Source organism: Serratia proteamaculans (genome assembly GCF_013337185.1).
In the GTDB taxonomy this organism is placed as follows: Bacteria; Pseudomonadota; Gammaproteobacteria; order Enterobacterales; family Enterobacteriaceae; genus Serratia; species Serratia proteamaculans_D.
The window spans coordinates 96,198-119,456 of the sequence record NZ_SWDE01000007.1 but is presented as its reverse complement, the minus strand read 5'-3'; the positions used below and the strand labels follow the sequence as shown (position 1 = coordinate 119,456).

At 53.6% G+C, this 23,259-nt stretch carries 27 protein-coding genes; 13 read left to right on the top strand and 14 right to left on the bottom strand.

All coding sequences use genetic code 11. The features are described from left to right. Positions 1–75: 75 nt before the first annotated feature. Complete coding sequence (iolB, locus tag FCL49_RS21695; protein ID WP_174355103.1) at positions 76–897, bottom strand: 5-deoxy-glucuronate isomerase; 822 nt, start codon at positions 895–897, stop codon at positions 76–78. A gap of 85 nt (positions 898–982) precedes the next feature. Next, positions 983–2,488: a CoA-acylating methylmalonate-semialdehyde dehydrogenase gene (locus tag FCL49_RS21690; RefSeq protein ID WP_112364234.1), complete on the bottom strand. Its 1,506-nt coding sequence runs from the start codon at positions 2,486–2,488 to the stop codon at positions 983–985. A gap of 564 nt (positions 2,489–3,052) precedes the next feature. On the opposite strand from FCL49_RS21690, the gene FCL49_RS21685 reads away from it, so the two are divergent. Then, entirely contained in the window at positions 3,053–4,480 is a 1,428-nt protein-coding gene (locus tag FCL49_RS21685) for a sugar porter family MFS transporter (RefSeq protein ID WP_174355102.1), read from the top strand. A 46-nt stretch (positions 4,481–4,526) separates the two neighbouring features. Continuing rightward, complete coding sequence (locus FCL49_RS21680; RefSeq protein ID WP_174355101.1) at positions 4,527–5,363, top strand: TIM barrel protein; 837 nt, start codon at positions 4,527–4,529, stop codon at positions 5,361–5,363. A 53-nt stretch (positions 5,364–5,416) separates the two neighbouring features. On the opposite strand, the gene fetB is transcribed toward FCL49_RS21680, so the two are convergent. The 5 genes from fetB to FCL49_RS21655 form a co-directional block, all read right to left on the bottom strand. Then, positions 5,417–6,190, bottom strand: coding sequence for an iron efflux ABC transporter permease subunit FetB (gene fetB, locus FCL49_RS21675; protein WP_153858400.1), 774 nt, complete (start codon positions 6,188–6,190; stop codon positions 5,417–5,419). After that, on the bottom strand, positions 6,177–6,854 hold the full coding sequence (gene fetA, locus FCL49_RS21670; RefSeq protein WP_174355100.1) for an iron efflux ABC transporter ATP-binding subunit FetA: 678 nt from the start codon (positions 6,852–6,854) through the stop codon (positions 6,177–6,179). Before fetA ends, fetB begins: the two co-directional genes overlap by 14 nt. A 184-nt stretch (positions 6,855–7,038) precedes the next feature. Then, positions 7,039–7,320, bottom strand: a complete 282-nt coding sequence (locus FCL49_RS21665; RefSeq protein ID WP_174355099.1) for a FaeA/PapI family transcriptional regulator — start codon at positions 7,318–7,320, stop codon at positions 7,039–7,041. Between the two features lie 15 nt (positions 7,321–7,335). Beyond that, positions 7,336–8,496 (bottom strand): FKBP-type peptidyl-prolyl cis-trans isomerase N-terminal domain-containing protein, encoded by a 1,161-nt coding sequence (locus FCL49_RS21660; protein WP_174355098.1) that lies wholly within the window; start codon positions 8,494–8,496, stop codon positions 7,336–7,338. A gap of 2 nt (positions 8,497–8,498) precedes the next feature. Continuing rightward, the gene (locus FCL49_RS21655; RefSeq protein WP_174355097.1) at positions 8,499–8,912 is read right to left on the bottom strand and encodes a hypothetical protein; all 414 of its coding nucleotides are present in this window, start codon (positions 8,910–8,912) and stop codon (positions 8,499–8,501) included. Positions 8,913–9,674: 762 nt separating this feature from the next. Here FCL49_RS21655 and FCL49_RS21650 point away from each other — a divergent pair. From FCL49_RS21650 to FCL49_RS21610, 9 genes are all read left to right on the top strand, one after another. Further along, positions 9,675–10,205, top strand: a complete 531-nt coding sequence (locus FCL49_RS21650; RefSeq protein ID WP_006317526.1) for a fimbrial protein — start codon at positions 9,675–9,677, stop codon at positions 10,203–10,205. An 87-nt stretch (positions 10,206–10,292) separates the two neighbouring features. Next, on the top strand, positions 10,293–10,844 hold the full coding sequence (locus FCL49_RS21645; RefSeq protein WP_174355096.1) for a fimbrial protein: 552 nt from the start codon (positions 10,293–10,295) through the stop codon (positions 10,842–10,844). A gap of 98 nt (positions 10,845–10,942) precedes the next feature. Then, positions 10,943–13,444 carry a fimbria/pilus outer membrane usher protein gene (locus FCL49_RS21640; protein WP_174355095.1) on the top strand — a complete coding sequence of 834 codons (2,502 nt, stop codon included), beginning with the start codon at positions 10,943–10,945 and terminating at the stop codon, positions 13,442–13,444. 22 nt (positions 13,445–13,466) lie between these two features. Then, complete coding sequence (locus tag FCL49_RS21635; protein ID WP_438827236.1) at positions 13,467–14,219, top strand: fimbrial biogenesis chaperone; 753 nt, start codon at positions 13,467–13,469, stop codon at positions 14,217–14,219. Positions 14,220–14,230: 11 nt separating this feature from the next. Further along, positions 14,231–14,845, top strand: coding sequence for a fimbrial protein (locus FCL49_RS21630; RefSeq protein ID WP_174355094.1), 615 nt, complete (start codon positions 14,231–14,233; stop codon positions 14,843–14,845). A gap of 14 nt (positions 14,846–14,859) precedes the next feature. Beyond that, complete coding sequence (locus tag FCL49_RS21625; protein ID WP_174355093.1) at positions 14,860–15,864, top strand: fimbrial protein; 1,005 nt, start codon at positions 14,860–14,862, stop codon at positions 15,862–15,864. 18 nt (positions 15,865–15,882) lie between these two features. Continuing rightward, positions 15,883–16,422 carry a fimbrial protein gene (locus tag FCL49_RS21620; protein WP_174355092.1) on the top strand — a complete coding sequence of 180 codons (540 nt, stop codon included), beginning with the start codon at positions 15,883–15,885 and terminating at the stop codon, positions 16,420–16,422. Between the two features lie 24 nt (positions 16,423–16,446). Continuing rightward, positions 16,447–18,081, top strand: a complete 1,635-nt coding sequence (locus tag FCL49_RS21615; protein ID WP_174355091.1) for a PglL family O-oligosaccharyltransferase — start codon at positions 16,447–16,449, stop codon at positions 18,079–18,081. Between the two features lie 2 nt (positions 18,082–18,083). Next, positions 18,084–18,695, top strand: a complete 612-nt coding sequence (locus FCL49_RS21610) for a response regulator transcription factor (protein WP_174355090.1) — start codon at positions 18,084–18,086, stop codon at positions 18,693–18,695. Here FCL49_RS21610 and ctlX read toward each other — a convergent pair. Further along, a complete protein-coding gene (gene ctlX, locus FCL49_RS21605) occupies positions 18,687–19,613 on the bottom strand; it encodes a citrulline utilization hydrolase CtlX (protein ID WP_174355089.1) in 927 nt (308 codons plus the stop codon). The two genes, FCL49_RS21610 and ctlX, sit on opposite strands and share 9 nt — an antisense overlap. Positions 19,614–19,756: 143 nt before the next feature. Between ctlX and FCL49_RS21600 the strand changes: the two genes are divergently transcribed. Continuing rightward, positions 19,757–20,179 carry an Lrp/AsnC family transcriptional regulator gene (locus FCL49_RS21600; protein WP_174355088.1) on the top strand — a complete coding sequence of 141 codons (423 nt, stop codon included), beginning with the start codon at positions 19,757–19,759 and terminating at the stop codon, positions 20,177–20,179. On the opposite strand, the gene FCL49_RS21595 is transcribed toward FCL49_RS21600, so the two are convergent. From FCL49_RS21595 to FCL49_RS21585, 3 genes are read right to left on the bottom strand one after another with little or no spacing between them, the layout of a single operon-like run. Then, positions 20,176–20,511, bottom strand: a complete 336-nt coding sequence (locus FCL49_RS21595; RefSeq protein ID WP_174355087.1) for a DMT family transporter — start codon at positions 20,509–20,511, stop codon at positions 20,176–20,178. The two genes, FCL49_RS21600 and FCL49_RS21595, sit on opposite strands and share 4 nt — an antisense overlap. A 27-nt stretch (positions 20,512–20,538) precedes the next feature. After that, positions 20,539–20,838: a hypothetical protein gene (locus FCL49_RS21590; protein WP_174355086.1), complete on the bottom strand. Its 300-nt coding sequence runs from the start codon at positions 20,836–20,838 to the stop codon at positions 20,539–20,541. Between the two features lie 32 nt (positions 20,839–20,870). Beyond that, a complete protein-coding gene (locus FCL49_RS21585) occupies positions 20,871–21,176 on the bottom strand; it encodes a DUF406 family protein (RefSeq protein ID WP_174355085.1) in 306 nt (101 codons plus the stop codon). Positions 21,177–21,528: 352 nt separating this feature from the next. Here FCL49_RS21585 and FCL49_RS21580 point away from each other — a divergent pair, with 352 nt between their 5' ends. Further along, entirely contained in the window at positions 21,529–21,975 is a 447-nt protein-coding gene (locus FCL49_RS21580) for a universal stress protein (protein WP_174355084.1), read from the top strand. Positions 21,976–22,099: 124 nt separating this feature from the next. Here FCL49_RS21580 and FCL49_RS21575 read toward each other — a convergent pair whose 3' ends face one another. The 3 genes from FCL49_RS21575 to FCL49_RS21565 all read right to left on the bottom strand — a co-directional run bounded on the left by FCL49_RS21575 (position 22,100) and on the right by FCL49_RS21565 (position 23,217). Further along, entirely contained in the window at positions 22,100–22,309 is a 210-nt protein-coding gene (locus FCL49_RS21575; RefSeq protein WP_135318421.1) for a hypothetical protein, read from the bottom strand. A gap of 51 nt (positions 22,310–22,360) precedes the next feature. Further along, positions 22,361–22,570, bottom strand: coding sequence for a hypothetical protein (locus tag FCL49_RS21570; RefSeq protein WP_174355083.1), 210 nt, complete (start codon positions 22,568–22,570; stop codon positions 22,361–22,363). 356 nt (positions 22,571–22,926) lie between these two features. Next, positions 22,927–23,217 carry a hypothetical protein gene (locus FCL49_RS21565; protein WP_174355082.1) on the bottom strand — a complete coding sequence of 97 codons (291 nt, stop codon included), beginning with the start codon at positions 23,215–23,217 and terminating at the stop codon, positions 22,927–22,929. Positions 23,218–23,259: the final 42 nt, after the last annotated feature.

Here is a 23,259-nt window from a genome sequence, read left to right as displayed (position 1 = left end):
CGTGAAATTCCCTCACCCCGCCCCTCTCCCCCTGGAGAGGGTGACGCTCATCTTGGCAACGTGGTAAATATGCAATTATTTAGCTGCGGGATAGCCGTCGGTATTAATCCAGGCGTGGTCTTTTTCCCAGGTGAATTTCCATAGCCGTACCGGCCCGGCCATCACGTTGAGATAGTAGTTGTCGTAACCGGCCATCGTCGCCACCGGGTGGTAGCCACGTGGTACCTTGACCACGTCACGGTTATACACCGGCATGCACTCGTCCAGTGAGCGATCGTCGGTATATACCCGCTGCATGCAAAAACCCTGCTCCGGCTGAATGCGGTGATAATAGGTCTCTTCCAGATAGGTTTCATCCGGCGAGTCTTCCTGGTCATGTTTGTGGCTGGGGTACGAACTGGTATTGCCCTCATCCGTATACACCTCTACCACCAGCAGGCTGTCGGCCGGTTCGCTGTCCGGCAGAATATTATGCACCAGACGCTGGTTACGCCCTTTACCACGACGTTCGACGCCGACCTCCGCCGGGGTGATCAAACGTGAAGGCAGGTGCCCATGGCCCGGAGCACTGCAGACCGCCAATTCCAGAGCGCTTTCCGCCCGCACTTCAATCTTGTCGTGATGTGGCACGTATACCGCATAAGGCGGTGTGCGTTCAAATGGGCTCATGCGTTTGCCGATGCTCGGGTATTCCGCACGCAGAGTGGCAACGGAAGCAATGCCGGCGACCAGCACCAGGCACAGCTCTTTGTCACCGCTTTCCAACTGCAAGGACTGACCGGCCTCAAGGCGATAAACATCAAACCCGACAAAGCGCCAGTCGGCATTCTCTGGGGTGACATGCTGAATACGGCCCTGACCATCAGGCTGCTGACATTTGGCAAGTAATGAAGACATATTCTCCTCCTGTAACCTGGCGATTCGGTAAAACGACAACGGCCGCTACCCCATTGGAATAACGGCCCCTGTTGCCTAAATGGACTTAACCCAACGTCGGCATACTGTATTCAGACACCGTTTGCTGTCCGGTTGGCCAGCGGGCAGTGGCGGTTTTCATGCGGGTATAGAAACGTACCCCGTCGGTACCATGCACATTTAGCGCACCGAACACCGAACGTTTCCAGCCGCCAAAGCTGTGGAATGCCATAGGAACCGGCACCGGCACGTTAACCCCCACCATACCGGCCTGTACTTCCTGCACGAACTGACGTGCGTAGTGGCCGTTGCTGGTAAAGATGGCGCTGCCGTTGCCAAACTCATGGCTGTTTACCGTGTCGATGGCAGTCTGGTAGTCCGGCACGCGGACAATCCCCAACACCGGCCCGAAAATCTCTTCGCGATAAATACGCATGTTCGGTTTGACGTGGTCAAACAGGGTGCCGCCGACATAGTAGCCATCCGGGTAGCCCGCCACCTGATAATTGCGGCCATCGGCCACCAGGGTTGCGCCTTCTTCCACGCCAAGATCGATATAGCCCAATACTTTTTTCTGGTGCGCCGAGGAAACCAGCGGCCCCATTTCGTTCTCTTCGCCGCCCTGCTGAATGCCCGGGCCAACACGCAGCTGCGCGATCAGCGGTTTCAGTCTGGCGATCAATTTATCGGCCGTGTCGTCACCGACTACCACCGCTACCGGCAGCGCCATACAGCGTTCGCCGGCAGAGCCGAAAGCACCGCCCATCAGGGCATTTACCGTCGCGTCCAGATCGGCATCCGGCATAATGATCGCCTGATTTTTCGCCGCGCCGAAGGCCTGTACCCGCTTGCCGTGGGCACTGGCAGTAGTATAGATATGTTCCGCCACGGCGGACGAGCCAACAAAGCTCACTGCCTGAATATGCGGGTCGGTGCACAGCTGCGCAGCATCTTCGTTAGCGCAGTGCACCACGTTGAATACGCCATCCGGCAGGCCGGCTTCTTTCAGTAATTCCGCCATCCGCACCGAAGCCGAAGGCACCAGCGCCGGTGGCTTAAGCACGAAGGTGTTACCGCAGGCCAACGCGATAGGGAACATCCACATCGGCACCATCGCCGGGAAGTTGAATGGGGTGATACCTGCGACCACCCCCAGCGGCTGCATCAGCGAGAAGCTGTCAACGCCGCTGCCGACGTCCGCCGAATACTCGCCCTTGATCAAATGCGGAATACCGCAGGCAAATTCGACCACTTCAATGCCGCGGGTCAGTTCGCCCAGTGCATCGGAGTAAACCTTGCCGTGCTCACTGACAATCAGCGCCGCCAGCTCGTCGCGATGCTGTTCCAGCAGCGCCTTAAAATTGAACATGATGCGCGCCCGGCGCAGCGGCGTGGTTCGCGACCAGTCGGCAAAGGCCTGGTGAGCCACATCAATGGCCTGTTTCACCTCGGCGGCAGTGCTCTGCGTAACGCGGCGTTCAACCTGCCCGGTAGCCGGGTTATGCACGTCGACGGTTTGATTGCTGCTGCTCAGGCACACTTGCCCACCAATAAAGTTACCCACGGTTTTCATGTCTCACCCTCTTTTAAGTCCGCTGTCGCCTGACCGCCTGCGGCACCGCCGCACGCCGTAGCGTTTTCATCACACCGCCTGCCGGAAACGGCCCACAAGCAGGCTAAATCCTGACCGGATGAAGCAAACTCTATTTCATTGAAAAAAAAGTTTCAAATAAATTATTTTAGAAAATTTGTTTTTAGTGCGGAAGGTCGCAGTTTTGCCATGCCCTTGTGCAAAGCCATTTCATGCCGGAAAAAACTCGTCATACCCCTTATCCGTCGAGCGGCGGGAATTAGCCCTGACTTTTATACAGAAATAGGCAGCCCACCGGACAATATAGCGAAACCTGAAGCAACAGGATCGCCCGGCAACGCTTGTCGGCTGTTTGCGGTTTTTTTTGAACTGGATCTAAAAATCAATATTTCATTATTCACTAATTATGAAATAAATGTTCTTGTTTAGCGAAGATTCTTTCGAATATCACCGCCTTGATGACAGGCACGGTTCACACCCTTCCGCCTCCCTCTTCCCTACGACCTACTGCGCGGGTGGAAGCCAGGAAAAAAATCGGAGCAACACATGTCACATCAGCGTAAGCACAACACCGGGTACATACTGCGAATTTGCGGCATTGCGGCACTCGGCGGCATTCTGTTTGGTTATGACACCGCCGTGATTTCCGGCGCTATCGATGCCCTAAAAACCTATTTTGATCTCAGCCCGGCAGAAACCGGCTGGGCAGTCTCTAACGTGGTGATCGGTTGTGTGGTGGGTGCCTTTGGTGCCGGGCCGTTGGCTGCGCGTTACGGCCGCAAAAAGGCCCTGATGCTGGCCGCCGTATTGTTCACTATCTCGGCGATTGGCGCAGCCCTGGCGGCCACCTTCACCTGGTTTGTGATTTACCGCATTATCGGCGGTCTGGCCGTGGGCATCGCCGCCACCGTCTCACCAATGTATATGTCGGAAGTCTCACCTAAAGACATGCGTGGTCGCGCGCTCAGCATGCAGCAGTTCGCCATCGTGTTCGGCCAAATCGTGATTTTCTATGTTAACTTCAAAATCGCCAGCATCGCCAGCGAAGCCTGGTTGGTAGAAATGGGCTGGCGCTGGATGATAGGGTCGGAAGTGATCCCGTGCATACTGTTCCTGATGCTGGTGTTTATCATTCCGGAATCGCCACGCTGGAGCGTCATGGTCGGCCGTGACAGCCAGGCTTTGGCGATGTTGACCAAAGTCTCCAACGCTGCCCATGCGCAAAGCGTACTGCAGGAAATCAAAGACTCATTGCAGCAGGACCAACAAAAAAGCCAGCAGAAGCTGAACTTCGGCGACGTACGGGTACGCTTTATTCTGTTTGTCGGCTGTATGATCGCCATGCTGCAACAGGTCACCGGCGTCAACGTAATGATGTACTACGCGCCAATGGTGCTGAAAACCGTTACCGAAAATGCCCAGGAGGCGCTGTTCCAGACCATTTGGATCGGCGTGCTGCAGTTGGTTGGTTCAGTGATCGGCGCCATGCTGATGGATCGCATGGGCCGCATTCCGCTGATGCGTTACGGCACCCTGGGTGCCATCGCCGGGCTGCTGATCACCTCTTATGCGCTCTACACCCAGGCCACCGGCTACTTTGCCCTGTTCGGCATGCTGTTCTTTATGGTGTTTTACGCCCTGTCCTGGGGAGTCGGCGCCTGGGTACTGGTGTCAGAAATCTTCCCAAATCGCATGCGAGCGCAAGGCATGAGCATCGCCGTCGGCTGCATGTGGCTGGCCAACTTTGTCGTTTCGCAGAGCTTCCCGATGATCAACGACAACCCTTATCTGTTCTCCAGCTTCCATGGTGCCTTCCCAATGTGGGTCTTTGCCGCCTGCTGCCTGTTTAGCTACTGGTTTATCAGCCGCTATATTCCGGAAACCAAAGGCGTCTCGCTGGAAAAAATGGAAGACGTGGTGATGGCCAAACGCTATCGCCAGCCGCAACCCGAAACACAACGAACGCCGCTGTAAGTCGGCAACTCTCAGGCTTTATCAAACTATCCAGGAGTAATGCATCATGACCATTGCGCCAGACCGTTTTTGTATCAACCGCAAGATCGCACCCAATCTCGATTTGGAGTCGTTTTTCAGCCTGGTAAAAAAGTGCGGGCTCAGCAAAGTTGAGCTGCGCAACGATATGCCGAGCGGCAAGGTGACGGATAACCTGAGCAACGATCAATTAAATGCTTTGGCAGCCAAATACGGAATCGAAATCGTCACCATTAACGCCCTCGGCAAGTTTAACTTGGTTGACGATCAAGCCGGGCTGCTGAAAAACGCCGAGGCGCTGCTGGCGCAGGCTCAGGCGATCCATAGTCAGGCGCTGGTGCTGTGCCCACACTGCAGCGCGGACGATCGGCGCAGTGAGGAGCAGAAAAAAAACGATACACTGGCGGCGTTGAAGCTGCTGGCACCGCTGTTTAAACAATACGGTGTGCAGGGTTACGTCGAGCCGCTGGGGTTCGGCATCAGTTCGCTGCGCTCATCGCTGCTGACGCAATCCCTGATACGCGACTCCGGCGCGCCGTACAAGATCGTGCTCGATACCTTCCACCACTATTTAAGTGATGTGGCGCAGCCTGAGTTTGATGAGCAGATTCAGATTGAGGGTATCGGTCTGGTACACCTGTCTGGGGTGGAAGATGCGCGGAGCAAAAGCACGCTCAGCGACGAAGAGCGCATTATGTTGAGTCAACAGGATCGGCTGGAGAGCAGAAAGCAGGTGCAGAATCTGGAGCGCCTGGGCTACACCGGCATTTACGCCTTCGAGCCGTTCTCTTCACAGTTGGATAGCTGGACAGAGGCGGATATCGAACGTGAAATCCGCCAGAGTATCGCTCTGCTGCAGGGGTAATAGCCGCAGCGTAGGGGCGAGCATGCTCGCCCCTACCCTTATTTTTTATGACGCTATTTCAGCGTGCTCACCACCAGTTGGTGACGGGCGTTGTAGAATTTACGGTAGGCCAGGTAGCAGGCGATAATGGTCGACAGGCTGGCGGTGGAAAGCAGCATAAAGGTCACCATAATCTGGTACTTAATGGCTTTCACCGGGTCAATACCGGCGAAGATCAGACCGGACATCATGCCCGGCAGGCTGACCAGGCCGACGGTTTTGGCCGAGTCTACCGTCGGGATCAACGAAGCGCGGATGCTGTCGCGGATCAGCGCAGCCGAGGCAAACTTCGGCGATGCCCCCAGGCTGAGCATTTCCTGAATCTTCTGCTGATCGCTTTTGAAGCGCTGCCCCAGGTTGTTGTAACACAGCCCGACTGCCACCATTGCATTACCGGCCACCATGCCGGAAATCGGGATCACCTGCATCGGGGTAAATTCTATCGAGCCGGTCAGCACCAGCACCACCAGCGTCAGTACCGCACCCGTGGTGATGGCAATAAACGATGTCATAAACGCATGGCTGATATATTTACTGCGTTTTTGCGCGTTGTAAGCGGCGTTAAAGCAGATAAACAGCACCATCAGTACCGTCAGAATGGCGTTGTTCACATCAAAAATGTACTTCAGCACATAGCCGACGATAATCAGCTGCACCACCGCCCGGCAAATGCTCCAGATAATGTCCTTTTCCAGCGCCAACTTTTCTTTATGGCTGATGAAAATGGCGATCATCACCAATACCATCGACAGCACCAGGGATTCATTGCTGATATTATGCTGGTTCATCGTTCGTCTCCTGTGCGCGTGCACCGTGCGCACTCAGGGTAATCACATCATCCGCGTGTTTGATTTCGTCTTTATCATGCGTGACCCACAGCACCGCCACGCCATGCTGCGCCACCAGTTGGTGAATAATTTCGTTAACGTTGCGCTTATTATCTTCATCCAAGGCGCTGGTGATCTCATCCAATAACAGCACCCTGGGCATAAATTGCAGATTGCGGATCAAGGAAATACGCTGTTTCTCCCCGCCCGATAATTCGTTCACGCTTTTTTTCAGCATATTTTCCGGCAGCCCAAAGCGCACCAGATCGGCCTGCATTTTTTTCTCGTCCGGCTTTTGCTTACGGATCTGGTAGGGCAGCGCAATATTGTCATACACGCTGTCGCCAAACAGTGAGGGGGTTTGAAAACAGTAAGATACCTGCTGGCGATATTCTTCCGGCGGTATTTCGGTGATGGCCTTACCGGCAAAGGTAATTTTTCCCCGGGTCGGGTCGATCAGCGAGGAAACGATTTTAAGCAGGGTACTTTTACCGCAGCCGGACGGCCCGGTAATCAGTTTGAATTCGCCCTGACTCAGGCCGAAAGAGACAGAATCCAGAATAACCTGGTCACCTATTTGATAATGAATATCATCCAACAACAGTATTTCTTTGCTTTCCTTCATTATAAAACCGCATCCCTCATGAAAATATTGGTGCTCAGGCCACCAGTATAGAGCTTAAAAAAATGCACTGACAATGGTTGGTCATCGGTGGTAACAAAGGAAACGGGCTGAGAGGCATCTAGCCCCGTCAGCCCTATAAATCTCTGCTGTGAAAGGTAGTCAAAAACACAAAATGGGAAAGGAATTACGCTTTTTTGGCTGATGTGCAAATATACCAGCGCAACGAATTATTGATGCTGCGATGGGTACAACTCACTTTTCCCTCTTTTTCCAACGCCAATAGCAAGGTACGCGTAGTGTAAATATTCTCACCGCATTTATCCGCCAACTCCCTGGTTTTTGGCCAGTGTTCCGGCGCGGGTGGATGCTGCCCACCTGCCCCGGCCGCACGTTCCATACACAGTTTTCGTAACACGTTTAGCATATGTGACTTCCTGATTTCATATGTTATCGGCACCTTGGCCATCGCGTTCTCCTTGAGTTACTTTTGCCTGCTCCTGTCCTGCGGCAAGGCGTCGGCCACGCGCAGGGTGTAAATCATGGTGGCTCCCGGTGGTATGGCGGGTGGACTTCCCTTATCGCCATAGGCCAGCGCCGCCGGCACCACCAGAGTCATCGACCCGTGTTTTTTCAGTTTGCCGATAGCTGCGCGGAACAGCGGCGGGTACTGCGCCAGGGGTTGGGAGATCACCGTGCCGGCCAATTCCATATCCTTGATTACCTGCCCGTCGGGCAGACTTTCACGCACCACAATATCGACATTGTCGCCTGCCGCTATCTGCCCACTCCCGGCGTAATCCACGCGGTAATAGAAGCCGAGCGCATCTTTTTGCACCCCCGGCTGTTTGGCAAAATCGGTGAGATAGGCTTTACCATCCTGCCGCATGTCCTGTTGTCGTTGCTGCCGGGCCTGCTGCAATGCGGCGTCTGCGGCCTGCAGCGCACTGTCGATAGCCGTGTTGTCCAGCCGCGGCTTGCCCGCCAGCGTATCGCCAATGCCCGCCAACAGACGCGACCGATCGGCCTCAATCCCCAGCCGTCGGTTCTCTTCCTGCAGCCGCAGGATGTCGCGTCCGAGCGAAACCCCGGCGGCGTAGGCCTGTTTATCTGCCTCACTGACCAAACCTGGTGGTTGACGCTGAGCGGCTAGCTGACGTTTGAACTGCTGCAATTGCCGCTCTTGCTCCGCGACCAACCGCTGTTGCCGCGCCAGTGCTGCCGCCATGGCAATCAGGTCCGGCGGTGTAGCAATGGCCCGGCGAACGCCTTTCAACGCCGCCACCAGCGGCCGGATATCCACAGGTGCCGCCTTGGGTTCCGGTACCGGCGCCGCTGTCTTAGCCTGAATCGCCAACTGCTGTTCCAACAGGCGGATAATGTCGGCCTGCTGCTGCATCGCCTGATTCAACGCCGTTAGCCGGGCGCTATCCCCACGCGAAACGGACGCAGGTTTTGGCTTGCTGGCCACCGGTTTGGGCGTCGGTGGCACTTTTTCCATCACCGGCACCATCTGCTGTTGCTCGGCAAATTTCAGCAATGCAGGGATGCCGTCATCCCCGCCAGACGCATTACCTGCCGCTAACGCGGTGCCTCCTGCGATCAACAGCAGTAAAGCCGCGGCTCCTTCCGCGTACTTTTTCATGGCTACAGGCTCTCCACCCGGCTGGACAGACTGGACATCAGCTCGTATTCAACGTCAGCGCAGAACTTCTCGGTCTTGTATTTATAAAGTGCGTCTATAGCCTTACGGGTGCTCTCATCAACATTACTGCGAATGCCGGCATATCCGGAGGCGTTGGATAACAGCCCGTTAAAATAAGCTATCCTTTTCTGGTAGCTTTGCGGATTAATATTTTTAAGTGAATTTACCCGTTGCTGACAAAGCGCAATGCGTTGTTCATCGGTGTTTTCATTAGGATTATTCTGTGAAACTTTTTTCACGGCAACGTTCCCCGTGCTATTTCTTCCAACACAGCCGGACAACAGTAAACAGGTCATTATCAACGCGGCCATAACGGTGGCAGAACGGCGAGTTGAAACATCAGTTATTGTAATCATTCCGTTTATCATCCCTTAATTATCACTTAGGTCATTTTTATGTCGCGAAGCCCTGCCAGATCTCACTTCTTCTGATTAATCCTAACGAGTTAAATAACAAAAGAGCGCGGCAGCAGGCGGATATTGGTAATAATCCGACAGCCAACCACATTGTTATAAACTTGTTAATTTCACGAAGAGGGTTAGCCGCGTCACAATGAATAAAATCGCATTACAAGCCAGTATTTATGGCTAATACGCTTTTTAAAACAACGAGTTAACTTTTAACTTATGATTAACAGCCAGAATTCATCATCTGCTGTCTGAAGGCGATATTATCAAAACAATATTGCCAATTGTAGTGTGAAGACTAATTCTGGCGATCTAATATCTCGCATATTTCTATTTATATAGTCATTTATTCTGGATAATAGTTGTATACGATCTATTGATTTTCAATCATATATATTTCTTTTTCCTTTTGGGTTTATATTCTGTATTTGACTCAACTTAATAAAAGCTATTTCCAATCAAGCGTATTATTTGCAAGAATAATCCCAGCAAAACGCTACGGCGATATACCTATTTTAATTCTATGGATTTCGCCTATTCGACTTACAAAACCTTTCGTTATTCACTCATGAATAACGGACGGTGGCGTATTGCCCAGAGCAAAAGGATCTGGCTCCAACTACCGCGTCGGTGACATGAAGTTGCTGTCGCTGTGGGGGATTTAGATGTGCTGTTCTTTTTATTTAAATACTCTCTACAGGAACTTGAGAAATGAAACTGAATAAATTAATGCTGGCAACCGTGATTGCTTTCGCTTCTGCATCTGTTGCTCATGCCGCATCTAACCAGGGTAGCGGTAAAGTCACTTTTACCGGTGAAATTATTGATGCGCCATGCAGCGTAGCACCGGAATCTGTTGACCAAACTGTACCAATGGGCCAGATCAGCAGCCGTCTGTTGGCAAAAGAAGGTAAATCCAGCTCTGAGCCATTCAGCATTGAACTGAAAGACTGTTCCATCGCCACCATGAAGAACGTCCAGGTGACCTTCACCGGCACTCCGGATCCGGATAACAGCAAACTGCTGGCTCTGAGCGGCACCGCAACCGGCGCTGGCATCATGATCTATGACAACCTGCACTCCAAAGACGTTGAGCTGGGCACTGCGACCGATGGTCAGGGCCTGACCGAAGGCAATAACTCCCTGAAATTCGCCGCTTATCTGCAAGGCAGCAGCGCTTCTGGCGCCGTGGTTCCAGGCGAATTCACCAGCGTTGCAAACTTCACTCTGGCTTACCTGTAATCCCTCGCTGGGGATATCACTGCGGTATCCCCGCTTTACCTGCACGGATATTGGGTAACGGCACCAACGGCAACAGGGAGAGCCAGCATGACCAAGCGGATTTGGGGCGTAGTGCTTATCGCGCTCAGCGTTTGCAGCGCCGAGGCGACGGCAAAAAATCAGGGCCACGGCACGCTCAATCTCGGCGGCGAGATCGTCGAAACCCCCTGTGGGATTGCCGGCGAAAGCCTGGACCAGACCGTTGATTTCGGGCTGATATCCATGACCGATGCCGCGTTGGATACGCAGCCGGTACTGATTGGCAGCCGCCGTAATTTTGAGATCAAGCTGGTGAATTGCGAATTGGCCAGCCAGGTAAAACCCGACTTTATCTACCGCGCAGCAAACGTCACCTTCGACGGCACGGCTGACAGCCGGGATCCCGAATTATTGGCCGTTTACGGCGAAGCACAAGGCGTGGCCATTGAGCTGCTGACCGCTGCCGGTACCCCGATCCCTCTGGGCAGCACCACGGCGGATTACCAGATTGTCGCCGGCGACAATACGCTGCGCTTTAGCGCTCAGCTACGTATTCACCCTGACAGGGCCAGAGCCGGTGGATTCAGCTCTCTGGCGAAATTCACCCTGTCTTATCTGTAGCGCCTCGTTAGGCGGGTGCCTTCACAGGGCACTGAATGACATCACGTATTACGTATTCAGGTCGTACAGGATGACCTGCTATTGGGCGCGGATTTGCCATGAGTGATTATGCTATGACGTCATTACTGACACGGAAAAAAATACCCCTCACCGTCATTCTATCTTTCCTCTGGGTGCCTTCGGCTTTTACCGCCACGGAATTTAATACCGACGTATTAGATATTGGCGATCGCAGCAAAGTGGATTTATCGCGTTTTTCCGACGCCGATTACGTCATGCCGGGTGCCTATCTGCTGGATATCAAGATCAACCAGAAAACTCTGCCGCAGCGCAGCATCCAGTATTACCCGTCGCCGGATCAAAAGGATCGTTCCCGTGTCTGTCTGCCGCCCGATCTGATAGAAAAAATGGCGCTGAAAGATGAAGTGGTCAAAAAAGTCACCCTGTGGCACGACAACAGCTGCGCCGATATCAGTGGCATCAAAGGAGCGACTATTTCCGACCGCATCGGCGGAGGCGTGCTGGCGATCACCATTCCACAGGCCTGGATGAAATATTCCGATCCGGACTGGACGCCACCGGAACAGTGGGATGACGGCATCCCTGGCTTGTTGCTGGACTACAGCATCAGCGGCCAGGTCGGTAAGCAAAGCCACAATAACAACACCGCAGAAAACCTCAGCAGCTACGGGACGGTCGGCGCCAACCTGGGTGCCTGGCGTCTGCGCGCCGACTATCAGGCCAATTACAATCAGCAGGCCGGTCAGCGTGACAGCAACTTCGACTGGAACCAGATTTACGCCTATCGCGCACTGCCGATGCAGGCCGCCAAGCTGACCCTCGGCGAAATCTTCCTCGATTCGGGCGTGTTCGACTCCTACCGCTTCACCGGCCTTAACCTGGCCAGCGACGAGCGTATGCTGCCGCCAAACCTGCAGGGTTATGCGCCGGAAGTACGCGGCATTGCCAAAAGCAACGCCAAGATAACCGTGTCGCAAGAAGGCCGCACGCTGTACGAAACCACCGTGCCTGCCGGTCCCTTTGCCATTCAGGATCTCAACAGTTCGGTACGCGGTCGGCTGGATGTGAAGGTAGAAGAACAGGATGGCAGCGTATCGACCTTCCAGGTCGACACCGCCACTATTCCTTACCTGACGCGCCCCGGTTATGTCCGCTACAACGTCGCCGTGGGCAAGCCCTCGGCTTACGATCACCGTACCCAAGGGCCGCTGTTCTCCGCCAGTGATTTCTCCTGGGGATTAACCAGCGCCTGGTCGCTGTACGGCGGTGCTTTGCTTGGCGGCGATTACAACGCCTGGGCACTCGGTCTGGGTCGTGACCTGAACGTGTTTGGCGCCATGTCGGTGGACGTGACGCAGTCTATCGCTCGCTTGCCCAATGAGCCAACCGCCAGTGGGTTGTCGTTCAAGGTCAACTACGCCAAGCGCTTTGATGAGATGAACAGCCAGATCACCTTTGCCGGCTACCGCTTCTCACAGCGCAAATTCATGAACATGTCGCAGTATCTGCAGGAACGCTACAACGATTACGACGAGCGCTACGACGGACGCCAAAAAGAGCTGTACACCATTACCGCCAGCAAAACCTTTATGGCGGAAGACAGCGCCAAGGCGATCACCGCTTACCTGACCTATTCGCACCAAACCTATTGGGATGCCAGGGCGCAGGATCGTTACGGGTTGTCTGCCAGCAAACTGTTCAACGTCGGCAATGTCAGCAACATCACCGCCTCGCTGTCGGCCTATCGCACCACTTATCACGGCCGCACCGACGACAGCGTGATGGTGAACTTCAGCGTGCCGATTGGCGATCGCCGTCGGGTGGGTTACTCGCTGCAAACCAGCAACAGCGACGTAACGCAGATGGCGTCCTACAACGACTACACCGATCCGAACAACACCTGGCAGGTGAGCGGTGGCTTTAACCAGTCAGGAAAATCACTGGCCCGGGGTTACTACAGCCATAACGCTTCGTTTGGCTCGCTCAACGCCAGCGCCTCTTATCAACAGGACAGCTATTCGTCGATCGGCGGTACCTTCCGCAGTGGCATTACCGCCACCCGACACGGCATAGCCGCACACCAGAACTCCAGCAACGGCGGCAGCCGGATGATGCTCGATACCGACGGCATTGCCGGGGTGCCAATCAACAACGGCCGCGCCTACAGCAACCGCTTCGGCCTGGCGGTGATCTCCGACATCACCAGCTACTACAACACCGACACCCGCATCGACGTCAATACGTTAGCGGACGACGTGGAGGCCACCCGTGCTGTGGTGCAGGGCACGCTGACCGAAGGTGCCATTGGCTACCGCCACTTTGAGGTGGTGAAAGGCAGCAAGCTGCTGGCCACCATCAAACTGGCCGACGGCAGTGAGCCACCATTCGGTGCCACGGTACTGAGCCAGCGTGGCCGTGAAGTGGCCGTAGTGAATGACGGCGGCTCGGTCTACCTGACCGGCGTGCAGCCGCAAGAGCAACTGGACGTCGCCTGGGAAGGCCAGCGCCAGTGCCGCATTGTCATACCGGGCGCCGCCAAGCCGCTGGATCAGCTATTGCTGCCGTGCGCCAAACTGTAATCCGTAACGCAGAGAATTGAAGATGATGAACAACTTCCCGTTAGCAAAAATGGCCGCGCTGGGCCTGGCATTGGCCGCAGCAGCCCCGGTCGCCAACGCGGCGATATCGCTGGATCGCACCCGTGCCGTTTACCTCAGCGACGCGAAATCGATAAGCCTGAATATCGTCAATGAAAACAAGGAACTGCCATTCCTGGCGCAGTCCTGGCTGGAAAACGAGCAGCACCAGAAAGTCACCACACCACTGGTGGTGTTGCCGCCATTGCAACGGGTTGAGGCCAGCGAACGCAGCGTGGTGCGCATCACCAAGACGCCGGAGGCCGATCGCCTGCCGCAGGATCGTGAATCGGTGTTCTATTTCAACCTGCGCGAGATCCCGCCGAAAAGCAGCAAAACCAATGTGATGCAGTTGGCGCTGCAAACCCAGATCAAACTGTTTTATCGCCCGAAGGCCATCGTCGCGCCGAAAGGCGAAGTGTGGCAGGAGAAGCTGGTGTTTCACAAAAGTGCCGGCGGTTTCACCGTTGAAAACCCCACGCCTTTTTATATCACCCTGACCGGTATGACCCGTCAGACGCAGAAACAGGGCGGCGGCGCACTGAGTGGCTTCCAGCCGGTGATGCTCAAGCCAAAATCCAGCGAAACTCTCAAGCTGAGTGACTCTGGCCTCAACGGCTTTGTCATCAGCTATATCAATGATTACGGCGGCCATCCGGAGCTGCGCTTCGCCTGCAACGGCAGCGTCTGCAACGCCGTGCCCGATAGCAAAAAATAAGGAGATAGCGCATGGCTGAATTCACCGGCGGCCGCCTGCGGCCCCTGCTGCTCGGCGCGTTGCTGTTCACCGGCAGCGCCGCGGCGGCGACGCCACTGGGCGTGATCCAAGGCACCACCGGCACCGTCAGCTTTCATGGCGGCCTGCTCAGTTCCCCCTGCAGCCTGACGCCGGACAGCCAGGATCAATCGATTGATCTGGGTGACGTTAACGCGCGTGACTTCCAGAATGCCGGCGATCAGAGCACGCCGGTGCGCTTTCGCCTCTCTTTCCGCAACTGCCTGCTGGGTGCCAAAGCGCTGGCGGATAACCCGGCAGGGCAACGCAACGGTGATGCCGGGCAGCTTTATTTACAGGGTGAACAGGCTGCCACGCTGGTGTTTCTCGGCGACAGCGATATCAACAACCCGGAGCTGCTAAAACTTAACGGCGGCGTACAGGGCATCGGCCTGCGGCTCAAGGATCAGCAAGGCCGTGCGCTGGCACTCAACCAGCAAAGTCGCCCCTACATTCTGCAGCCCGGCAGCAATACGCTGTGGTTCAGCGCCAGCGTGGAATCCACGCAGCGGGCGGTAATGGCAGCCGGTTTTTCCGGTGTGGCACATATTCAGGTGATTTACCTGTGAGGTTCACAAACGCTATGAAAAAAACCTACCTGAGCCACTGCCTGCCGCTGGCGTTAGTGCTGTCAGCCCCTGCCGTCTGGGCCAACGGTTACGTAACGCCGGACGGCGGCCCAAAACAGTTTTATATCGATCTGAATGAAACCAACATTACCAATAAGGTCGGTTTCACCAAAGAGTTTCTCTATGCACTAGGCGGCCAATATACCGGTAAGGCCTATTGTGATACGCCGATAGAACGCAGCCCGCACTTTTATAAATCGGATTCGGCGTTACCCGCTTCCGACTTCGGTAACGGTTTTTTACAACTGAATGATTACCTGGATTTAAAAGCCGAAGTTTGGATCGCGGGTCAAAAAAAGGCCTATGTCACCGTGCCTTTTTACAACGTCTCCAACGAATACACCAATCACTCATGCAAACCGCCCTATGTGCAGATTAATAACTACGAAAGCGGCTCCAAAGGTAGGGTCACCTTTCGGGTGCGCAAAAAAATCATCAACGGCGTACAAATTAATGACCGACAGATCATCGAGATGTATGGCCGCTTAGGGTCGACCGATGGCGGTTTCGGCCCCAACCCTATGGCGCAGGTATTTATTCAGTCCGCCATCCTCTATGTACCCGATAAATGCGTGGTGAACGAAGGGCAGTTGATCAACGTTGAGTTTGGCGAAATCAGCGGCAGTAACCTGAACGGCACCAGTTATCCGCAAAGCATTCCGGTGCGTTTCCAGTGTGAAGGCGGCAGCTTTGAGGACGGCACGCTGAATATCAAACTGGCGGTCTCCGGTACCCCAGCGCCCTTCACCAATAACGCATTTAAAACCGATAAAACCGATCTCGGCATCGAGATCAAACATAACGGCCAACTGGTTATCCCGAATGAGTTTTACCCGGTGCCAAATATCGGTAACGGCGGCAGTTGGAACCTGGTTGCTGCACCCTTGGCCAACGGCGGCAAAGAAATCGCGGAAGGGGAGTTTAACGCCTCGGCCACCATTGTGGCGGCCTTCGAGTAATTCAGGGAGAAACAGACGATGCGTTTACACGCTTTAGCGATGCTCAGTTGCACGCCCTTTTGGTTTACAACATTGCCGGCCCTGGCGGATACCGAGTTGGTCGGTTCTCCGCTGCAGTTCCACGGCACCGTGGTGAGCCGGCCGTGCAATATCGAGCCGCAATCGGCCGATCAGGTGGTGGAAATGGACACGGTGATCGTCAAAACCCTGTACCGCTATGGGCATAGCAACCCGGTGCCGTTCAATATCAAGCTGACCGACTGTAAAACGTCGGTATTCAAATCCGTCAACGTCACCTTCAGCGGCACCGAAGACAGCGAACTGCCGGGCAAGCTGGCGATTAATAACGGCACCAACGGCGCCGCTATCGCCCTGTTTGATCACCAGGGGGCGGATATTGATTTGAACCAGGCCACCAGCGCGGTGGCATTGCAGGACGGCGCCAATATTCTGAACTTTACCGCCTATGTACAGGGCCACCCCAGCGCGATACAGAATAAAACCATTACCGAGGGCGAGTTCAGCTCGGTGGCCAATTTCGTACTGGCCTATCAATAAGCCCGGCGTCAGCAGGAAGAAGTGATGATATCCAAACCCAAAACAGCCTGGTTATTCGGGCTGGCGGCGTTTTATTGCCTGATTGCCATGCATATATACTGGCCCAATCGCGGTGGCAGCGGTTTTTATCTGCCGTGGAATCTGGTCGGTGGGATATTTATCGCCCTGACTATCCTCGGCACCCTGCTATTTTGCCGACCGCCGCTGGCGGTCTCCGGCTTTTTTAACCTACTGGTGCTGGGTGGCCTGATTTTATTTTTGCCGCTGCTGTGGACGCAACAGCCCTGGCTAAGCGAAGCCCTACCGCGCCTGATGGGTCTGGCACTGGGCATCATGGGCTACTTCGCACTGCTGCAGATCCCGCTCAGCCGCCAAGGGCGGCGCAGGCTGCTGACTCTGTTACTGGCGGCAACGGTGATCGAGGCCCTGTTCGGCCTGGTGCAATACAGCCTGCTGCAACCGGGTAACTGGATCGGCTATAACAGCCTGAAAAACCGCCCTTACGGCATCTTCCAACAGTGGAACCTGATGGCCAGCTTTATGGCTACCGGTCTGGCGCTGACGCTGTATTTGCTCAGTAGCCGTCGTCCCTTGTCGCGCGCCCTGCAAGGGTTGAGCACCACCATGTTGGTGCTGGCACCGCTGTTGCTGGTGGTTATTGCCTCCCGCGTCGGGCTGCTGGCTGCTCTGCTGCTGTCACCGCTGCAACTGTGGATGCTGTACCGTCTTAATCGCCGCCGCGCCGCCCTCTCCCTGTTGCTGCTGCTGACCGGGGTAGCCGCCGGATTACTGCTGATACTGATCAACGGTGCGACGCGGGCGGTCACAGTGGCAGAGCCGATTTTCTACCGGTTGGCTTACTGGCAAGAAGCGTTGCGCATGATCGCCGAACGTCCGTGGCTTGGCTGGGGTTACGGTCATTTTCAGCACGCTTTCCTGCACCATTTCTACACCACCCATAGCAGCGGAATGGAAAGCGTCGCCATCAGCCACCCGCACAACGAAATTTTGCTGTGGGGCATCGAAGGCGGCCTGCTGAGCCTGAGCGGCATTGCCATGGTCGGTTGGGGATTATGGCGTTTACTGCAACGTACTCGCGCCCTGCCACTGCGCCCTGCTCCCTGGATGGCGGCGCTGCCGATCCTGTTGCACATGATGGTGGAGTACCCGCTTTATCTTTCCGCCGCCCACGCCGTGCTGCTGCTGGCAATCTTGCGCGCGGGCGACGTACGCCGCCGTTGGCGGTTGCCTCTCCAGGCACAGCAGACACTGCGTCTGCTCACCGGTGCCGCAGCCTTACTGATCCTGCCCTATCTGCTCAACGGCCTGCACAGTGCGCTGATCGTTACCGCAGTAGAGAAGAGCGGCCTGCGGCAGTTTGGCCCCATGAGCCGGGTGATAACGCCGACGCCCTGGCAGGTACGTTATGACTACGACGTTCAATTACAGCGACTGCTGCAATATCCGCAAACCCGCGATGCCGCCACGCTGCTGAATTACCGGCAATGGGCAGAAAACGAAATCCGCGTGCGGCCGGACGCCAATATCTACATCAATCTGGTGGCGGTCAGCCGCCTACTGCAACAGCCCCAGCGGGCCGCCGAACTGCAACATCAGGCTCGTCGACTGTTCCCGCACGATATGCGTTTTGAGGAGTAATCATGCTTAATATTCAGTTCAGCCTACTGGGCAGCGATAACTTTTATCAATTCGGCTTACGGCGACTGCTGGAAGAATATCTGTATGACCTGAATACCAGCAGCCGCAGATATTCGGTCGATCTGCAAAATCTGGAGCCAATCGAAATCGTGTTTCGTACTCTGGAAGAGGCTTGCGGCTGCGCACGTTGCTATCAAAGCCCGCACCAGACACCTCGTCACCGGCAAATGACCGTGCTGATCCTTGATGACCGGGACACCCGTTATTCGCACGCCCATCCGGCGCTGTTCAGCATTAACCGCCGTGACGCCACCGCTACGGTCCGCAACAAATTGCAGATGGCGCTGGAACAGTTTTGCCAACAACCTTGGGTGGCGCTGCATGCCAGCGGTATCTGGAAATGTCGGCAATGTCGCATCGCCGCCCTGAGCAGTTGTGAGAAGAAGGTGCTGAGACTGATGAGCACCGGCATGTCCGCCTGCACCATCGCCGGTATGCTGCACCGCAGCCAGAAGACCATCAGCGCCCATAAGCGCTCGGCGATGCGCAAACTGAACGTGCACAAAAGCACCGAGCTGAACAAAATGCTGTTAAATCAGATGGGGTTAAGCTGACCGCGGTTTCTTTTGCAGGAAGATCTCCGCCAGCATGCAGCGTGCGCCACCACCGCCAAGATCTTCAATAATGTCGATCGATCCTAGCGCCAGCCGGGCATAGCCGCCAATCAACGCCTGCTGTTGCGGGGTGAAACTGGCCCAGGCGCGGGTCGACATGGCATAGACCGGGCTGCCGTCCCCGGCTCGCAGTTCCAATACGTTGCAGGCGAATGCCTGCATCTGAGCAAAACTGACGTCAATAATGGTTTTTCCGCTGCGTTCCAGCGTGGCGATCAACACGCTTTTTTGCGCCTCGTTGCAGATACTTTCAAGGCAAATTATGGCGTATCGCACTCCGACACTCATCATCACATTGGTATGATAGATCGGCTGATTATTAGCATCCGCGGCGTCAAACCAGACAATCTGATAACCCGAATGGCGCTCAAATTCGTCGCCGACCTGCGGCGAACTGCGGGACGACTGGCAACAGTAAGCCAGCCGGTGTTGATGATCCAGGATCAGCGAGCCGGTGCCTTCCAGAAAGCGCCCGGCCAGTTCGTGGGCTGAAAGATCGACACATCGTTCAACCACAAAGTCATTGGCGAGCTGCGCGATAATGTCCTGGCGGCGTTCCCGTCGTCGGTTGACGGCTTCCATCGGAAAGGTGAACAGGGTGCCGTCCGCCAACAGGGCAATCCAGTTATTGGGAAATAATGCGTCCGGCGTTTCCTGCCCTTCAATCTCATCCATCACCCTGACGTCGACACCGGCCTGCCGTAATGCATCGACGTAGCCGTTAAAGGCAATGACGGCCCCAGCCGTGTGATCCTCATGTTTCTCGGTGATTTTCTGGAAAAAATTGCTGTGCCGGGTTTCCGGATTAGCGGTAAAGCCAGACGGCCTGATCATAAAAACGGATTGGGTGGTTTGCATGTTATTTATCACCGGGTTCAGGATTAGCCAGGGGCTGGCGCGACACCATTATGGATAATCAATTTGAAACCAGTCAGTATGAAAAACGATTAAATTGCTCTATATTTTTACAAATCGCCACAACTCAGTGACATATTGCAAACATGAATGATACCGATCGCCAGATCCTCGCGCTGCTGCGCGAAAACGCCCGTGCCTCCATCACCGAGATCGCCAACAAGGTGCGGGTTTCGCGCGCTACGGTGCAAAAAAGAATTGAGGCGCTGGAGGCACAAGGGATCATTACCGGCTATACCATCCGCATCAAACCGGGCGTGGAGCATAACCGCATCCGTGCCTGGATGTGTGTGGCGGTAGAAGGCACCAAGGCACCCAGCGTGTTGCAGCAACTGCGTGGCGAACCTTCGGTCTTCACCCTGCACACCACTAACGGCAAGTGGGACATTCTGGTGGAGATCCGCACCGACAGCCTGGAGAGCTTCGATAAAATTTTGGGCCGCATCCGGCGCATTGCCGGCATCGCCGGCACCGAGACCAGTATCCTGCTGTCGACGCACAAGGCTTAACGGCTCACGGGAGGTTTGACTACCCCAAATTTTAAACAGGCAATACCGCAGATAATGAATAAAAAACCCAATAGCTTGAGGGGCGATACCGACTCATGAAACAGCAGATAACTCAAAGAAACGATCAGCAGAATGCCAATGCCTTCCCATAGCGCATAAGCAATGCCCAGAGGAATGGTCCTGATTGCTTTAGCAAAGAAAAAATAGGAAATGCATATCGCTATTAATGTAATAAGGTGAAGTTTATTGCACTGATAGACCTGCGCGTATTTAATGAAAATGGTTCCCATCACCTCAAATAAGATAGCCAGCAACAGCATAATCCATTGCATTATCCTTCCTGGTATTTTATTTATAATTTAAGGAGGAGTTAACTTTAGATCGGCTGGGCGTGCACGAAATCTGTCTCTATTATGTTCACTCCAGTCTGGATCTATCAGGCTTAGCTTCCCTTCGGTTATTTTAATAATACTTTCACCCGCGACCGCCGTGCCATAGACCGAAGACAACGCATCGGCCATACCTCTGCCGTATTTCTGGATAAAAGCCACCGCCAAACGAGGGGTTTCCGTCCCCTGATTGATGTCACAAATTCGCCCCTGAATAAAACGAGTCAGCTCTCTCTCACAAATGACGATCGCTATTGTCATATCTTTCATGATTTCAGACCTAAAAAATTAAACGGGAGGGGTTAGCCGTGGATACGATGTTGCATCTCCAACTCAAAGATAATCGCCTCTGCCTGGCAGGAGAACGTCATGTCGATCCTGGCAATATACTTTTTATTCAAAATCTTGACGGTATGAGACAAATGGCAAGGGTACCTTTCAGATGCCACATTGTTGGCACTGATCTCCATCTCCTCAAAGTGCGCCATGGCCTGCTCATAAGTATCAAAACGGTTGGTGACGGTCACCGTGCAACTCTCGTTGTCCAGCACCGAGCCGATATCAATGGAGCACCCTTTATCACTGCATTTATCCAGCACATCTTTCATCTTTATTCCTCGTCAGTATGTTGTTGGCATCATGTTAATAATTAACTTTTCACGTTAAAAAAATGAGGGGGCAAAAGCCGGAAATAATCGCCCCCCCAAAACCAGAAAATTGGATTCACAAATTGCATACTTAACGCAGCTACCTAGGATTAACTGATATTCACCTCCTTTGATGTTACGCTTCTCGATGACTTTGCTTTCGACGATTGATAATAAACATTGTTAACCAATAAATTCAACGACCACGTTAATATAAAAAAGTAGTTATCCTAACCGGTTATTCAGGTTTGATTTAAATCCCTTCTGCGTAGACTCTATTATCAAGAAGGTCATAATAGAAAAGGAGAGTCATATGCTTTATAAAAATATACTGGTGGCATTGGATTTAAAAGACAACAACAAGAAACTGCTGGACCGTGCCCTTTCTCTCAGCAGTGCCACCCAGGCAAAATTGTATGTGGTGCATGTTGGCGTTGACGTCGGCGAGCTTTATTCCGGCGTGGTGATCAACCACCTGGATAATTTTCAAACCCGGGTGATTAACGATGACGTTAGCCTGCTAAAGCAATTCCTGAGTGATGGTGGCTATGACACGTCACCGATTGTTGAAGCGCTGGAGGTGGTCGGCGACTTTAACCGGGAAATCGAGAAAATCCTGTTCGACAAGCATATTGAGCTGCTGATCTGCGGACATCGACATAACTTTTTGAGCCGGCTGATGCCGACGTCCAGGCATCTGATTAACAATGCTAAAACCGATGTCTTGTTGGTGTCGTTGCCCGAACCAACCGACAGCTGAATCCCCTGCTGCGGGACATCAAGCCTTGGCCACTCAACTCAGGCTGCGCGGAGGCAAAACATCGCCTCCGGCGTTGAAGGTGGGTAAAAAATTAAAACGAAAACGAAGCGGTAAGTGATGGCTTTTATTTAAACTCTTTATCATTACACCAATAGTATAAAGCGAAGATACTCATCCACAGGGTATAAAACCCGACAAAAGAAAGAACTGCGACGATAACGTCTATCAGCTGCCCACAAGGCTGGACAATCTGCAATGATGATTTATTGATTAACCATAGATTAAAAAAACTGGCAGCCGCAGCTAACGGCCTACAGGACTTTCGGCTTTCCATGCCCCTCTCCTTTTGCGAGTTATATTAAAAAGAAACGGTAATTGATAACTGTTACTTAAACTCTTCCCCCTTATGCCAAAAGTACAAAGCAAATACATTCATCGACAAGGTATAAAACCCAACAAAAGAAAGAATCGCGACAATGATATCAAAGACATCCCCACAAAACTGGGCAATCTGCAATGATGATTGATTGACAATCCACATATTAAAGGAACAAGCGCCTACGGCTGACGGCATCCAGGATTTTCGACTTGCCATACTATCCCCTCTTTGCGGATTTTTATAAAATTTATTGTTAACCCGCAGAACACTCAAAATCAAGCCGATACCAATAAAATAAAAACATGGAGATCACAGATTTTCAACGCCACGTCCAAATACATATAAATTATTAATAATTAAATAATGAGTAATCAGCGCGGTGATAAAACAAGGGATCGACGTTGTTAAAACTGTTCTTCTCTTACCGATTCGTCTTAATCGTAAATAATAAATATTAGGTATATAACGCATGCGGCCACTGCCGGGGAAGGCCGTGACCGCATTAATCTGAAGTCATGTTAACCCTAAAAAATCAGCTTAGACTACCCGGCAGCCTTGGACATGGTTCCGATCTACTGTTGCCGCGTATCTATGTCAAAGTGCAGGAATGCCAATTGAACAACCTGGTCAATCGTATGTGCGCTCTGATTATTGAGATACAGGTAGTGCTGCAAATGCAGTAAATTGGCGATAAACGCGGCAATACCGAGCTCGGTTTCAGCGATGCCGGCTTGCTGCATGAACGGCAGTAACTGTTGTGCGGCCTTGGCCGCTCGAATAAGATTGTCGTCGCTGTTGGCCTGGAACGGCTGCTCAGCAAAGGTGGCGATCAGAGAATTCAACTCAGGAAGCGCAGCGTTCATAATTACGCCCTACGGAAGTTGACTATCAGGTTAATTAATACC